Here is a 15,045-nt window from a genome sequence, read left to right as displayed (position 1 = left end):
ATCCCCGGCGGTGCTGATAAGTGGTGCCCGGGGGTGGAAAGGTGATTGCCGCCTGGGGAGTGGTTTGCTATCTTGAAGGGGCTCGGCCACGGGGAAGGGATGGAACCATCATGGAACAGGGACGTATCTTTATTTGTGACGACCAGCCAGAGGTGCAGCAGCTGCTGCGCAAGGCGCTGGAATCCCACGGTCACCAGGTGGAAGTCTTTGCCAGCGGCGACAAGCTGCTGCGCCTGCTCGAGGAGCACCGCGAAGACCGTCCCGATCTGATCCTGCTCGATCTCCGTCCCCCGGTTTCCGACGGGCTCGAGGTGCTGCGCCGGATCAAGGCGCTGCGGGCCGAGCAGACGGTGATCGTTATGAGCGCCTTTGCCACCGTGCGCGGGGCGGTCGAGGCGATCAAGCAGGGGGCCCACGACTACCTGCTCAAGCCCTTCCTCAACGACGAGCTTTACCCCCTGGTCGACAAGGTGGTCGAGCACAACCGGCTGCGGGAGGAGAACCGCTCCCTCAAGGCGGAGATCCGTCGCCGCTTCGATCCCGACCAGGTGATCTTCAAGAGCAGCGCCTTCCGCCGCGTCTTCGAGCTGGCGAAGAAGGTCGCTCCCTCCGACGCCAGCGTCCTGATCCAGGGGGAGAGCGGCACCGGCAAGGAGCTGATCGCCTCGACCATCCATTACAGCAGCCACCGGCGCGACCAGCGCTTTCTGACCATCAACTGCGCGGCGCTGACCGACACCCTGTTAGAGAGCCAGCTCTTCGGCCACGTCAAGGGGGCCTTTACCGGCGCGGTGACGACCCAGCGCGGCCTGGTCGAAGAGGCGCACAAGGGGACCCTCTTTCTCGACGAGATCGGCGATGTCAGCCCCAGCCTGCAGGCCAAGCTGCTGCGGGTATTGCAGGAGGGGGAGTTCATCCCGGTCGGCTCGACCAAGGTGCGCCATGCCGACGTGCGCTTTCTCGCCGCCACCAACAAGGACCTCGAGACCGAAGTCGCCGCCGGCCGCTTCCGCGAAGATCTCTTCTACCGCCTCAACGTCGTTACCCTGCAGGTGCCGCCGCTGCGCGAGCGCAAGGAGGATGTGCCGCCGCTGGCCGAATTCTTCATCGCCCGTTTCGCCACCCGCAGCGGGCAGCGCATCACCTCCGAAGCGATCAGCTTGCTGCGCGCCTATGACTGGCCCGGAAATGTGCGCGAACTGGAGAACGTCATCGAGATGGCATCGATTCTCGCCGACGGCGAGGACATCAGCGCCGAGCAGCTCCCGGTCAAGGTGATGCAGGGGACCCCGGTCGAGTTCACCGTCCCCCACGAGCAGATGACCCTCGCCGAACTCGAAGCGCTCTACATCGAACAGGTCTACCGCCAGACCCGCTATCACAAGGTCCGAACCTCTTCCATCCTCGGCATCTCCCGCAAGACCCTCGACCGCAAACTGGTGGAGTACGGCATCGGCAAGGCCGAAATTTAGCCGGGCCCTCGCTCCCGCCTTCCCACACACCGTAATCCTGTATACGCTATAGCGCAATTATTCCCATCTGTGTCGCAATGAAACATCGTGGGACATTTTGTCCGTATACGTATGCGCGCCTGAACCCCTCCCGGTATCATCCTTAACCTGCCGTTTACACTTGAAATTTATAGACTGCCCAAGCGGGTGAGCAGGGCGGGCACGCTCCTTGCGCTTATGGCCGCGCCGAAGACCCGTCCGTTTCCGATGCTGGTGGCGCTGTCGCGCGATGGCCCGCCGGAGACTGAGAATACCCCTGTGAGGAGAGAGGTTTTATGACAGCGAAAATTGTGATCGATCCGGTCTCCCGGATCGAGGGCCACCTCAAGATCGAAGCGATGGTCGAGAACGGCGTGGTCAAGGAGGCCAAGAGCTCGGGGATGATGTACCGGGGCTTCGAAAACATCCTGCTCGGTCGCGATCCCCGCGACGCCGCCCGCATCATGCAACGCATCTGCGGGGTCTGCCCGACCTCCCACGGTCTTGCCGCCACCTTCGCCCTCGACGAGGTTTACGGCGTCAACGGCAGCATCACCGACAACGGTCGCATCCTGCGCAACCTGATCCAGGGCGCCAACTTCGTCCAGTCGCACATCCTCCACTTCTACCAGCTCGCCGCCCTCGATTACGTCGACGTCACCGCCGTCGCCGACTACAGCGGCAGCGACCCGGAGCTGCAGAAGGTCAGGGACTTCATCGCCCGCGGCCACCTCGGCCCCTTCGTCCCCCGCTACGAGGGGGATTACCGCCTCACCAAGGAAGAGAACCGCCTTGCGGTCGCCCACTACGTCCAGGCCCTCAACATGCGCCGCCTCGCCCACGAGGCGGTCGCGGTCTTCGGCGGCAAGATGCCCCACAACATGTCGATCGTCGCCGGCGGCGTCACCTGTGCGCCGACCCTCGACAAGATGGCGGCCTTCCTCTGGAAGATCGAGCAGCTCGCCGACTTCATCGACCATGTCTACCTCCCCGACGTGCTGATGGTGGCGCGCCGCTACAGCGACTACTTCGGCGTCGGTGCCGGTTGCCGGCAGTTCCTCTCTTTCGGCGTCTTCGACCTCGACAGCGATCCCGACCTGACCAAGCGCCAGCGCTACCTTCCGCAGGGGATCGTCAAGGGGAGCGACCTCAAGCTGCGCCGCTTCGACCCGACCCGGGTGACAGAAGAGGTGGAGAACAGCTGGTTTGCCGCCGACGGCCCGGTACACCCCTATGACGGCCAGACCGTCGCCGACCGCGACAAGGCCGGGGCCTACAGCTGGGTCAAGTCGCCGCGCTACGCTGGCGAGGTCCTTGAGGTCGGTCCGCTGGCGCGCATGCTCGCCGCCTACGCCGCCGGCGACCGCCAGGTGCAAGGGGAGGTCAACGGTGTCCTCGGCCAGTTCAAGGCCTCCCCGGACGCCCTCTGCTCGGTCCTCGGCCGCCATGCGGCGCGCGCCATCGAGGCGAAGATCGTCGCCGAGCAACTCAAGGCCTGGGTGCTCCAGCTCAAGCCGGGCGAACCGACCTTCACCGACTTCAACCTCGATGTCACCTCCCGCGGCATGGGCCTGCACGAAGCGCCGCGCGGCGCCCTCGGCCACTGGATCGTCGCCGAAGGGGGGAAGGTCAAGAACTACCAGGCGATCGTCCCCACCACCTGGAATGCCGGCCCGATGGACGGCAAGGGCCAGCCCGGTCCGATCGAGCAGTCGCTGATCGGCACCCGGGTCAAGGACCAGCGCAACCCCTTCGAGCTGGTGCGCATCGTCCGCGCCTACGACCCCTGCCTCTCCTGCGCGGTCCACGCCGTCACCCCGAAAGGGGAGGACCTCGGCCACCTGGTAGTCGGGGGGGCGGCATGATCCCAGCCCTGATCGAGCCGGCCCGTCCGCCGATCCTGGTGATGGGGGTGGGGAATATCCTGCGCCAGGACGACGGCTTTGCCGACGCGGTGCTGCAGCGCCTCGAGGCGCTGGAACTGCCCGAGAGCATCGAGCTCTTCGACGCCGGCACCAGCGCCATCGATCTGATGGATATTTTCAACGGCCGCGAAAAGCTCGTCGTCATCGACGCAGTGCGTGGCGGCCAGCCCCCCGGCACCCTCTACCGCTTCAGCCCGGAAGAGGTCGAGGCGCAGGCGCTGCCAATGAATTCCCTGCACCAGGTCGGCCTGATCGAGACCTTGCGGGTCGGCGAGCTGGTCGACTGCAAGCCGAAAAGCACGGTGGTGATCGGCGTGCAGCCGGCAGCGACCGGGCTCGGCATTGGCCTGACCCCCGCCGTGGCGGCGGCGGTCGAGCGGGCGGTGGCGCTGGTGCTGAACGAGATCACCAATGCCTAAGGTCTTTGCCACGGAGACACAGAGGCACAGAGAAAACTTCAGATCCAGACATGATTCAGTCCTTGCCCCTCCCTCTGTGTCTCCGTGTCTCCAGTGAGCGCAGCGAACGGGTGGCTAACCGATGCTGATTCCATTTTCAGGAGAGAGACAACCATGCCCATCTCAAGACGTAACTTTCTCAAGTTCTCCGCCGGCGGCGCCGCCGCCCTCGGCATCAACCTCTTCGACAACCCGCTGCTGAAGAAGGCCTTCGCCCAGGCGATCCAGGAGACCCCGGTGGTCTGGCTCGCCGCCGGCGCCTGCAGCGGCTGCAGCGTCTCGCTGCTCAATGCCCTCGCACCGCGCATCCAGGATGTGCTGCTCGACCAGGTGATCCCGGGGCATCACATCGCCCTCAACTTCCACCCGACGGTGATGGCGGCGGCGGGGGATCTGGCAATGCAGGCGATGTACGACACCGAAGAGAAACCCTTTCTCCTCGTCGTCGAGGGGTCGATCACCACCGCCGACGGCGGCCGCCACTGCGAGGTCGGCGAAAAGAACGGTCACGGCATCACCTCCCTTGAGCACGTTACCCGCCTCGGCAAAAAGGCGAAAGCGGTGATCGCCATCGGCAGTTGCGCCTCCTTTGGCGGCGTGCCGAAGGCGAACATGAACCCGAGCGGCTCGAAGGGGGTGATGGAGGTCTTCAAGGCACAAGGGATCACCACCCCGATCATCAACCTCCCCGGCTGCGCCGCCCATCCCGACTGGTTTGTTTTCACCGTGGCGGCACTGCTGCTCGGCGGGCCGGAGTCGGTGCCGGTCGATCAGCACGGCCGGCCGCAGATGTTCTATCGCAAGCTGATCCACGACAACTGCCCGTTGCGCGGCCAGTTCGACGCCGGCAAATTCGCCCAGAAATTCGGTGGCGAAGGGTGTCTCTACAAACTCGGCTGCAAAGGGCCGGTCGCCTTCGCCAACTGCCCGGAGAAGCGCTTCAACTCCGGCACCAACTGGTGCATCGAGAATGGCCACCCCTGCAACGGCTGTGTCGAGCCGGCCTATCCCTACGAGGATTCAATGTGGACGCCGGTGCCGATTGCCGGGGTCACCCCGCCCGCCCTCTACCCGCCGATCTTTACCGACAACCGCAAACCGATCGACCTGACCCCGGGCTACACCGCCCTGGCCGGGGCGGCGGCCGGCGTGGTCGGCGTCAAGGTGCTCGGGAAGAAGGTGACCAAAAACGACCAGGACCGCGACGGGAAGGAGTAAGCGATGGACCTCAGCCGCAGAAAATTCCTCAAGCTCGGCGCGGTGGCCGGCGGCAGTGCCGTCTGTAACCTGGCCCGGCCTGCCGCCGCCCGGGAGATGCCGGACATCGATCCGGACTGGTACGGCATGCTCAACGACTCGACCCGCTGCATCGGCTGCAAGGCCTGCATGGTCGCCTGCAAAAAGGAGAACAAGCTGCCGCCCGAATCGACCCTCGGCGACGCCGCGACCTTTGGCGCTCCCCTCTACGACTCCCCGCGGGAGCTTTCCGAACAGACCTATACCCTGATCCAACTGCACCGGGATGAGAAAACGGGCGCGGCGACCTTCGTCAAGCGCCAGTGCATGCACTGCGCCGACGCCGCCTGCCAGTCGGCCTGCATCGTCGGCGCCCTGAAAAAGCAGAAGAACGGCGCCGTCAAGTACGACGCCGGGATGTGCATGGGCTGCCGCTACTGCATGGTCGCCTGTCCCTTCAATGTCCCCCAGTTCGAATGGCACGCGGCCCTTCCCTCGATCAGGAAATGCACCCTTTGCAGTGAAACCCGACTCGAAAAGGGGGAAGCGACCGCCTGCGCCAGCGCCTGCCCGGCCGGGGCGATCACCTTCGGCAAGCGCAGCGAGCTGCTGAAGATCGCGCGGGCGCGGATCGCGGCCGAACCGGAGCGTTACCTCGACCAGGTTTACGGCGAGAACGAGGTCGGCGGTACCTGCGTCCTCTATCTGACCAGGAAGGATGTCGCCTTCGCCGGCCTCGGCCTGCAGCCTTTCGGCTACAAGCCGGTCTCCGACCTCACCGAGAGCATCCAGCACCGGATCTTCCAGTACTTCATCCCGCCGATCGCCGTCTACGGTGTCCTCGGGGGGATCATGTTCTACAACCAGAACCGCAAGCGCAAGGCGGGGACCGAGGGAGGCGACGATGACTATTAAGGCCCTGCCGCTGCGGCAGAAGTTCTTCACTCCCAACGTCTTTCTCCTCCTCTTCTTCATGGGGGCCGGGGCGGTTTTTGCCTTTTTCCGCTTCTTTTACGGCTTCGGTTCGGTGACCAACCTCAGCAAGGCCTACCCCTTCGGCCTCTGGATTGCCTTCGACGTCGCCTGCGGGGTGGCGCTGGCCGCCGGCGGCTTTACCACCGCGGCGATCGTCGAAATCTTCGGCCGCCACAAGTACCACCCCCTGGTGCGGCCGGCGATCCTCACCGCCTTCATCGGCTATTTCCTGGTCGGCCTGGCGGTCTTCTTCGACCTCGGCAAGTACTACAATATCTGGCACGCACTGATCTACTGGAACGGCACCTCGGTCCTCTTCGAGGTCGCCTGGTGCGTCATGCTCTACCTCACCGTCCTCGGTATCGAGAACCTCCCCAACGTGGTGGAGCAGTTCAAGGACAACGTTCACCTCCCCGGCCGCCTGGCGCGGCTCAACCGCCCGGCCAACTGGCTGTTGCATCGCCTCGACTGGTTCTGCGGCAAGACCATGGCTTTCTTCGTCATTGCCGGGGTGGTCCTCTCCTTCGGCCACCAGTCCTCCCTCGGGACGATGATGCTGATCGCTCCCTACAAGCTCCATGAGCTCTGGTACACTCCCCTCTCGCCGCTCCTCTTTTTGACCTCGGCGGTGAGTGTCGGCATCCCGATGGTGATCTTCGAGGGGACCCTGGCCGCCAAATTCTTCGGCCGCAGGCCCGAGACCGAGCTGCTGTCGGGCATTGCCAAGTACGTGCCCCTCTTCCTCGGTACCTATCTGCTGCTGCGGCTTGGCGACCTCGCCTACCGCGGCGTGCTCGCCAGCGCTTTTGACGGCAGCCTCCAGGGGAACGCTTTCCTCCTCGAATTCGCCCTCTTCGCCGTCCCCTATTTCCTCCTCAAACGGCGCAGCATCCGCCGGGACCCGACCCTCCTCTTCCTCTGCGCCCTGTCGGTGATCCTCGCGGTGGTCCTCAACCGCTTCAACGTCTTTCTCATCGGTATGAACATGGGGCCGGGCTGGTCCTACTTCCCCTCCGTCGGCGAGTGGGGGGTCACCTTCGCCTTCCTCGCCTTCGGCGTCCTCCTCTACAAGATCGGCGTCAACTACCTGCCGATCCTGGAGGCGGAGCACGAATAGGGTAAAGGCGTCTCTCACCCGCTCCTTGCAGTCGCTAGAGCGCACGGAGAACACAGAGGAAAAGCTATCAAGCGTTTTTGGTTCAACCCAAAGCCCGGTTTTTCCTTTCTCTGTGCCCTCTGTGTTCTCAAGTGAGCGCAGCGAACGGGTGTGAGACGCCCTCTGATTTTCCCTGAAACAGCGCCCGCCGGCTTTCCCGGCGGGCACTTTTCGTACGCAGCTTGACGCCGCCAGCGGCACTCCCGTAGACTGAGGAGAATTTGCTCTGAGTCCAAAAACTTTTCAGTTCAGGGGTATCCCTTTGATGGAGCAAGCCGTCGCCCGCAGCGAGGAGGCCGCCTTCGTCACGACCTGGCGCAGCATCAGCCGGGCCGAGATCGAGTTCTTCGTGCGTTCGCTCAGCAACGCCTACGAGGTGGTCGGCGTGCAGGAGCGCCAGGGGCGCCTGACCCTGGAGCGCCTCGACGACCCGGCGGCGCTGCGCCTCGAGTTTCCCCCCCACGTCCATTCGCCGAAGAAGTTCCTCTTTCCCAACTGGGAAAAGCTGTTCCGTTTCCGCCTCGGCGGGCGGGTGCTCCTCGAACCGGAGAAGGCCGCCCTGCCAAGGGTCGTCTTCGGCATGCACCCCTGCGACATCCACGCGGTGCAGGTGCTCGACGACTGTCTCTTCGAGGGGGAGGCCGACAGCGCCTACCGCGCCAAGCGCGAGGCGACGCTGCTGGTCGGCGTCGACTGCACCCCCGACGAGCACTGCTTCTGCACCAGCATGGAGACCGATCGGGTCGCCAGCGGCTTCGACCTCTTCCTGCACCGGGTCGAGAACGGCTACCTGGTGCAGAGCGGCAGCCCTCGCGGTGAGGCGCTCCTGGCCCGCCATGCACCGCTGGTCGCCGCCCGGGCCAGCGAGTCGCCGCTGCCGCTGCAGCTCAAGGAGAACCAGGCCACCCTGCAGTTCCCGGTCGAGTCGCTGGCGCCGCTCCTCGGCGGCGTCTATGACCACCCGGTCTGGAAGGAGATCGGCGAGCGCTGTCTCGGCTGCGGCGCCTGCACCCTCCTTTGCCCTTCCTGCTACTGCTTCAACGTCCAGGACCGCCTCGACCTCAACCTCGAAGGGGGGGAACGGGTGCGCACCTGGGATTCCTGCCAGTTCGACCAGTTCACCAAGGTCGCCAGCGGCGCCGATTTCCGTGCCAACCAGGCCGATCGCCAGCGCCACCGCTTTTTCCGCAAGTACAAGTACCTCTGGGAGAAGCACCAGCGCACCGCCTGCGTCGGCTGCGGCCGCTGCAGCCGCGAGTGCCTGGCGCGCATCGAGCCGGCCGCCGTCCTCAACGACCTCTTCGCCGAGCGGGCGCTGCCGGAGATGGTCAGCGCGCCGGGAGCCGAATACCAGCCGCAGCTCGCCGAAATTCTCACTGCAAGGTCCCTGACCGCCGGCGAAAAGGTCTTCGGTCTCCACCTGCCGCAGCCGGTCGCCTTCGAGCCGGGGGCCTTCATGGAGGTCTCGGTCTTCGGCCTCGGCGAGGCGCCGATCACCATCGCTTCGGCCCCCGGGGTCGGCAGCGGCAGCGAGCTGGAACTGGTGGTGCGTGCCGCCGGCAACCTCACCCGTGCCCTGCACCGCCTCAAGCCGGGGGACATGGTCGGGGTTCGCGGCCCCTTCGGCAGCGGCTTCCCCCTCGATGCCTTTTGCGGCCGCGACGTGCTGCTGGTTGCCGGCGGCATGGGAATGATCACCCTGCGCTCGCTGCTGCTGACGATCCTCGCCCGCCGCGACCAGTTCGGCCGGGTGCTCCTCCTCTACGGCGGGCACAACCAGGAAGCGCTCCTCTTCCGCGAAGACCTGCTCGCCTGGCACCGCAGCGGCATCCTCGACTGCCGCTTTGTCGTCAACGAACCGGGCGGGGACTGGCCGCTGCCGGCGGGAGACGTTACCCAGCTCTTCTGCGACCTCGACCTGGCGCCGCAGCGGAGCAGCGCGGCTATCTCCGGACCGCCGGCGATGTACCGCTTCATCAATCCGCTGCTGCTGCGGCTCGGCTTCGACGAGGAGCGGATCTTTCTCAATCTCGAGCGCCACATGAAGTGCGGTCTCGGCAAGTGCGGCAAGTGCCAGATCAACGACATCTGCGTCTGCCAATGCGGGCCGATCTTCTCCTACAGCAAGGTCAAGCACCTGCGTGAGGCGATTGAGCACTGACGGCTCAGAGAAAAGGCTTTCCCACCGCAAGGCCGCAGGGAACGCCAAGCAAACCAAAGGGATTGTGGGCTCAAGTCGGCACACTGAACAACTTTCCGCAGGGCTCTTACGATGGTTTGATTTTCTTTGCGACCTTCGCGTCTTTGCGGTGAGGGTCAGGGGCCATTAGGCGGAAGCGCTTGCTTTTAGTTGCGGCGTGGCGTGAGAAACTGCGGCTTTCAGTTTGACTTTAATTAGGGCAACCATGACTAAACCACGCATCGGCTTTTTCGATTTCACCGGCTGCGAAGGGTGCCAGCTGACGGTGCTCAACCTCGAGGCGGAGTTCCTCGAACTCCTCGAACTGGTCGAGATCGTCGAATTCCGCGAGCTGATGAGTGAAGGGGGGGGCGAGCTCGACATCGCCTTTGTCGAGGGGTCGATCTCCCGCCCCGACCAGATCGAGAGGTTGGCGGCGATCCGCGCCCGCAGCCTCACCCTGGTGGCGCTCGGGGCCTGCGCCGACACCGCCGGGGTCAACGCCCTGGCGGCGCTGCGCACTGCGGATGACCTGCGCGCCGAGGTTTATGGCAGCGACAGCCCGCACCTCGCGACCCTGCCGCCGCAGCCCCTCGCCGCCCATGTCAGGGTCGATCACCGGGTGCCGGGCTGCCCCATCGACGGCCGCGAGTTCCTCGCCGTGCTCCAGGCGCTGCTGATGGGGCGCCCCCCCGAGCTGCCGAGCTTCTCCCTCTGCGTCGAGTGCAAGCTCGCCGAGCTCCCCTGCACCTTCGAGGCCGGGGTCGTCTGCCTCGGCCCGGTGACCCGGGCCGGCTGCGACGCCCTCTGTCTGCGCGGCGGCGACCGCTGCCGCGGTTGCCGCGGCCTGATCGACAACCCCCGCTCCGGTCCCTATCACCGCATTCTCGAGGAGAACGGCCTGACCGCCGACGACATCCTGCGCGAATTCCGCACCTTCAACGTGCCGGGGAAGGGGGGGGCATGAGAGTCGAGGTTCGCCACCTGACCCGGGTCGAGGGGCACGCCAACCTCGTCGTTGATGTCGCCAGCGGCGAGTTGCGCGAGTGCCGCCTCGAGATCGTCGAGGCGCCGCGCTTCTTCGAAAGCCTGCTGAAAGGGCGCCACTACAGCGACGTCGCGCCGATCGTCGCCCGCGTCTGCGGGGTCTGCTCCAACTCCCACACCCTGGTCTCCCTTGCCGCCACCGAGGCGGCCTTCGGCGTCGAGGTCTCGGCGCAGACCCGGCGGCTGCGCCAGCTCCTCGCCTACGGCGAGATTTTGCAGAGCCACATCCTCCATCTCTATTTCCTCGCCATCCCCGACTACCTCGGTGTCACCAGCATCCTGCCGCTGGCGAAGAGCCGGCGCGAGCTGGTGACTCGGGCGCTGCGCCTGAAGAAGCTCGCCAACGACATCTGCCTTGCCGTCGGCGGCCGGCCGGTGCACCCGGTCACCCCCTGCGTCGGCGGTTTCTCGGCGCTTCCGGCGGCGGCCGCATTGCAGGAGCTGCGGCGCCAGCTGGTGGCGGCGCTGCCGGACCTGGAGGAGACGGTTGATCTCTTCGCCACTCTGCCGATCCCCGCCTTCGAGCGGGAGACCGAGTACCTCTCCCTCAGTCCCGACGGCGGCTACCCCCTCTTCGGCAGCGAGCTTCTCTCCAGCGACGGTGCCCGCATCCCGGTGCGCGATTACCGGCTCGCCATCGAGGAATACCTGACGCCGCACTCGACGGCCAAGTTCGCCCGCCTCGGCCGGGAGAGTTACATGGTCGGGCCACTGGCGCGGGTCAAAAACGCCTTCGGCCAGCTCTCGCCGATGGCGCGCCAGGTGGCGGCGGCGTTGCAGCTCGAGCCGGGGACGATCAACCCCTATCGCAACCTGGTGGCGCGGCTGGTCGAGGTGATCCACTGCGTCGAGCAGGCGATCCATCTCGTCGACGAGACCCTGCTCCCCGGCCTGCGCCGGGAGGTGCCGGTAGTCACGGCCCGCGCCGGCGTCGGCGTCGCCGCCATCGAGGCGCCGCGCGGCACCCTCTTTCACGCCTATCACTACGATGCCGACGGCTGCATCGAGAGCGCCGACTGCGTCATCCCCACCGCCCAGAACCTCGGCAATATCGAGGCCGACCTGCGCGCCCTGGTGCCGCAACTGCTCGACCTCCCCCGCCCTGAGCTGACCCTGCGTCTGGAGAGCCTGGTGCGCGCCTATGATCCCTGCATCAGCTGTTCGACGCACCTGCTCACGGTCGATTTCGCCTGAAATCGACCGTGAGAATTTTGAATGGTGAATTAAAATGGAAATTCACTCCTCGGAAGCAAGGTCATTACTCTTTTTTCCGCATGAAATCGATTCACGCTCCCGAGGACTTGACCTGAACTCAAAATTCAAAATTCAAAATTCAAAATTTCCCGAATCGCCCCCCGCGATCCGGGTGATCGGTGTCGGCAATCCCCTCGCCGGCGATGACGGGGTCGGGATCGCGGTGATCGAGGAGCTGGAACGGGAAGGGGTGGCGCCGGGGGTCGAGGTGATCGACGGTGGTACTGGTGGCCTGACATTATTGAGCCTGATGGCGGGGGCGCGGGCGGTGCTCCTGGTCGATGCCCTGGCGATGGGGCGGGCGCCGGGGAGCGTGGCCGGTTTTCGCTACGAAGCGGGGGTCTTCCGCGCCGATGGTGCGGGGCTTTCGCTGCACCAGGCCGGGCTCGGGGAGGTGCTTGCCCTGGCCGCCGAGCTGGGGGAACTGCCGGAGCTCTTCATCGTCGGCATCGAGCCGGAATCTCTCGAGCTCGGGCAGGGTCTCTCAGAACCGGTCGCGGCGGCGTTGCCGCAGGCGGTGGCGGCGGTGCATGAGTGGCTGGCGCAGTTCCCCGGAAGGTGATGATCCGGCTACGCAGTTCGCAACAATTTTCCGGCGCCCCCGTTCCTGCAACGGGGGCGCTTTGGTTTTCTACGGAGCGGACCGTTTCGCGGTCGATTTTTCCCCGAGCGGCCGGTTGCGGTGGCTGGAAAGGTGTAAACTATAGTTGCTGCGCTATTTCGCACGGGAGATGGAAAAAGATGGGAACGAAAACAATCCGACAGTTCTTCACGCCTTTTCTCGATCGGATGGCGCGGATGTCGCAGACCCCGGCGAACTACTGGGGCGAATTCGCCCTCGATATCCCGATCGGGATCGGGCTGGTTCTGTACGGCCTGCATCGTCTCGAGACCCGGCCGGCCCTGGCTCTTTTGACCTTCCTGGTCGGGCTGTTCCTGTTCAGTTTTGTCGAATATTTCTTTCACCGCTGGCTGTTCCACGGCTCGATCCCCATCATGGTAGAGGGGCACCGGGAGCACCATCGCAATCCGCTCGGCTACTCCAGCCTCCCCTTCTTCCTCCCCGCCCTGGTGCTGTTCGGCCTGCTGGTTCTCTTCGATCTGCTGTTGCCGAGCGGTTTCGGCGCCCTGCTGATCGGGGCCGTCGCTTTCGGCTACGTTGCCTACGGCGTCGGTCACTTTCTGATTCACCACCTGCGATTCCATTATCGCCTTGCCCAGCAGTGGGCCGGCAATCATCTCACCCACCACTACCACCCCACCACCAACTTCGGGGTGACCTCGCCGCTCTGGGACCGGGTTTTTTCGACGCGCTACCAGAGGCGTTGAGCCAGCGCAGACAAAGCGGCCGGATCGTATCGACCCGGCCGCTGTTTAATCTTATCTGACGCTATGCCGTCCCGGAGAATCCGCCGCCCCGTCGCTCCGGCACCCAGCCCGGCCCCTTGCGGGCCATCTGGTCGACATCGGCCCTTGATATGCCGAGATCGGCGAGCATGCGGTCGTCCATCTCCTGCAGCTGGCTCAGCCCCCGGGCCCAGTTGCGCCGGCGCTTGAGCGCCTCCAGCAGCGCCCGGCCGGCGAGCAGCAGGGCGCCGCCCCAGCCGGTTTCGCTGCGTCTTGTTGCGATGCGTTCCAGCGAAAGGGTTTTCATCGTCTTCTCCTGATAGCCATTCCCGCCGCGGCCGATGCGGCCAGGGCGGTACGTTGGCCCCAGCATAGCGCTCCCCCGCCAGTTAAAACAGATACAGCAACCAACTTTTGTATCCATTACAATTTGTATTAAACTAAACTGTATCCATCGCTTTTGTGGCGCGCTGTGCCTGTCGGCAAAAGACCGGCCGCAGTATCGTCAGATAAACCCCAGCAGGAGGCCGCCGTCATGCCGGAAGCTTCGCTCCCCCTCTACGAACAGGTCGCCGGACGCATCGCCACCCTGGTCACCGAAGGGACTTTTCGCCCCGGCGAGCGCGTCCCCTCCCTGCGCCGGCTCAGCCGGCAGCTGCAGGTCAGCCTTAACACCGTCAAGGAGGCCTACGCCCTCCTCGAAGACCGCCGCGTCCTCGAGGCGCGCCCCCAGTCGGGCTATTACGTGCGCGGCCGGCTGCCGGAGATCCCCGCCGAACCGAAGCTCAATCCGCCGGCCCTGGCGCCGACCGAGGTCAGCACCGGCCAGCTCTTCCGCATGGTGCTGCGCGACTCCCTCGACCCTCAGCTCCTCCCCTTCGGCATCGCCATCCCCAATCCCGACCTGCTGCCGGTCGCCCGCCTTAACCGCATGCTCAGCGAGGAGACCCGGCGCCACCCGCTGCCGTCGGTCTCCTACGCCATCCCGCCGGGATACGAGCGGCTGCGGCAGCAGATCGCCCAGCGCATGCTCGCCGCCGGCTGCGCCCTCCATCCGGAGCAGATCGTCATCACCTCCGGCTGCGCCGAGGCGGTCGCCCTCGCCCTGCGCGCCCTCTGCCGCCCCGGCGACACGGTGGCGATCGAGACGCCGGTCTACTTCAACTTCCTGCAGCTGATCGAGGATCTGCAGCTCAAGACCCTGGAGATCCCGACGTCGCCGCTGACCGGCATCAGCCTCGACGCCCTCGACTACGCCCTGGAGAGCCACCCGGGACAGGTCAAGGCCTGCCTCGTCATCTCCAACTTCCACAACCCCCTCGGCGGCACCCTCGGCGACGACGACAAGGAGCGGCTGGTGGCACTGCTCGAGCGACACGGCGTGCCGCTGATTGAGGACGACATCTACGGCGATCTCTCCTTCTCCGACCAGCGTCCGTCCGTCGCCAAGGCCTGGGACAAGAGCAGCAACGTCCTGCTCTGCTCCTCCTTCTCCAAGACCCTGGCCCCCGGCTACCGGGTCGGCTGGATCGCCTCCGGGCGGTACCAGGAGCAGATCGAGCGGGCCAAGATGATCACCAACGTCGCCACCGCCACCCCGCCGCAGCTCGCCATCGCCGCCTTCCTCGCCAACGGCGGCTACGACCGCCACCTGCGCAGCATCCGCCGCGTCTACGCCCGCCAGGTGGCGCAGATGGCCGACGCCATCGGTCGCCACTTCCCGGAAGGAACCCGCGTCACCCGTCCGCAGGGGGGCTTCGTCCTCTGGGTCGAGATGCCCGCCGGCATCGACTCGCGGCGCCTCTACGAACGCGCCAAGCGCGAGCGGATCAGCATCGCGCCGGGTCCGCTCTTCTCGGCGACGGGTCGGTTCGGCAACTGTCTGCGGCTCAATGCGGCTTTCTATTCGGAAAAGGCGGAAGGGGCGGTGGAAACTTTGGGGCGGATTGCTAAGGAGTTGGTGGGCGTGGGGGGATAG

13 protein-coding genes are annotated in these 15,045 nt (G+C 65.5%); 12 read left to right on the top strand and 1 reads right to left on the bottom strand.

Translation table 11 applies throughout. The features are described 5' to 3' along the window. Positions 1 to 110: 110 nt before the first annotated feature. The 11 genes from ACYQ8E_RS10515 to ACYQ8E_RS10465 all read left to right on the top strand — a co-directional run bounded on the left by ACYQ8E_RS10515 (position 111) and on the right by ACYQ8E_RS10465 (position 13,049). The gene (locus ACYQ8E_RS10515) at positions 111 to 1,472 is read left to right on the top strand and encodes a sigma-54-dependent transcriptional regulator (protein WP_066728987.1); all 1,362 of its coding nucleotides are present in this window, start codon (positions 111 to 113) and stop codon (positions 1,470 to 1,472) included. Between the two features lie 314 nt (positions 1,473 to 1,786). After that, positions 1,787 to 3,355 carry a nickel-dependent hydrogenase large subunit gene (locus tag ACYQ8E_RS10510; protein WP_066728985.1) on the top strand — a complete coding sequence of 523 codons (1,569 nt, stop codon included), beginning with the start codon at positions 1,787 to 1,789 and terminating at the stop codon, positions 3,353 to 3,355. Continuing rightward, entirely contained in the window at positions 3,352 to 3,834 is a 483-nt protein-coding gene (locus tag ACYQ8E_RS10505) for a hydrogenase maturation protease (protein ID WP_066728983.1), read from the top strand. The genes ACYQ8E_RS10510 and ACYQ8E_RS10505 overlap by 4 nt, the downstream gene beginning before the upstream one ends. Positions 3,835 to 3,987: 153 nt before the next feature. Further along, complete coding sequence (locus tag ACYQ8E_RS10500) at positions 3,988 to 5,091, top strand: hydrogenase small subunit (RefSeq protein WP_066728981.1); 1,104 nt, start codon at positions 3,988 to 3,990, stop codon at positions 5,089 to 5,091. 3 nt (positions 5,092 to 5,094) lie between these two features. Continuing rightward, complete coding sequence (gene hybA, locus ACYQ8E_RS10495; protein WP_066728980.1) at positions 5,095 to 6,024, top strand: hydrogenase 2 operon protein HybA; 930 nt, start codon at positions 5,095 to 5,097, stop codon at positions 6,022 to 6,024. After that, complete coding sequence (gene nrfD, locus ACYQ8E_RS10490) at positions 6,014 to 7,201, top strand: NrfD/PsrC family molybdoenzyme membrane anchor subunit (RefSeq protein WP_066728979.1); 1,188 nt, start codon at positions 6,014 to 6,016, stop codon at positions 7,199 to 7,201. Before hybA ends, nrfD begins: the two co-directional genes overlap by 11 nt. A gap of 304 nt (positions 7,202 to 7,505) precedes the next feature. Next, positions 7,506 to 9,401, top strand: a complete 1,896-nt coding sequence (locus ACYQ8E_RS10485; protein ID WP_066728977.1) for a 4Fe-4S dicluster domain-containing protein — start codon at positions 7,506 to 7,508, stop codon at positions 9,399 to 9,401. Positions 9,402 to 9,645: 244 nt separating this feature from the next. After that, entirely contained in the window at positions 9,646 to 10,386 is a 741-nt protein-coding gene (locus tag ACYQ8E_RS10480; RefSeq protein WP_066728975.1) for an NADH-quinone oxidoreductase subunit B family protein, read from the top strand. Next, a complete protein-coding gene (locus ACYQ8E_RS10475; RefSeq protein ID WP_066728973.1) occupies positions 10,383 to 11,660 on the top strand; it encodes a Ni/Fe hydrogenase subunit alpha in 1,278 nt (425 codons plus the stop codon). Before ACYQ8E_RS10480 ends, ACYQ8E_RS10475 begins: the two co-directional genes overlap by 4 nt. 172 nt (positions 11,661 to 11,832) lie before the next feature. Then, the gene (locus ACYQ8E_RS10470) at positions 11,833 to 12,282 is read left to right on the top strand and encodes a hydrogenase maturation protease (RefSeq protein ID WP_197463668.1); all 450 of its coding nucleotides are present in this window, start codon (positions 11,833 to 11,835) and stop codon (positions 12,280 to 12,282) included. 179 nt (positions 12,283 to 12,461) lie between these two features. Further along, positions 12,462 to 13,049 (top strand): sterol desaturase family protein, encoded by a 588-nt coding sequence (locus ACYQ8E_RS10465; protein WP_066728969.1) that lies wholly within the window; start codon positions 12,462 to 12,464, stop codon positions 13,047 to 13,049. Positions 13,050 to 13,110: 61 nt separating this feature from the next. Here ACYQ8E_RS10465 and ACYQ8E_RS10460 read toward each other — a convergent pair whose 3' ends face one another. Beyond that, positions 13,111 to 13,374 (bottom strand): DUF1127 domain-containing protein, encoded by a 264-nt coding sequence (locus ACYQ8E_RS10460; protein ID WP_066728967.1) that lies wholly within the window; start codon positions 13,372 to 13,374, stop codon positions 13,111 to 13,113. A gap of 228 nt (positions 13,375 to 13,602) precedes the next feature. Between ACYQ8E_RS10460 and ACYQ8E_RS10455 the strand changes: the two genes are divergently transcribed. After that, positions 13,603 to 15,045, top strand: coding sequence for an aminotransferase-like domain-containing protein (locus ACYQ8E_RS10455; protein ID WP_066728965.1), 1,443 nt, complete (start codon positions 13,603 to 13,605; stop codon positions 15,043 to 15,045).

The sequence above is a fragment of the Desulfuromonas carbonis genome, assembly GCF_054658035.1.
The sequence above is the reverse complement of the archived record's forward strand: the minus strand, read 5'-3'. Positions and strand labels throughout refer to the sequence as shown.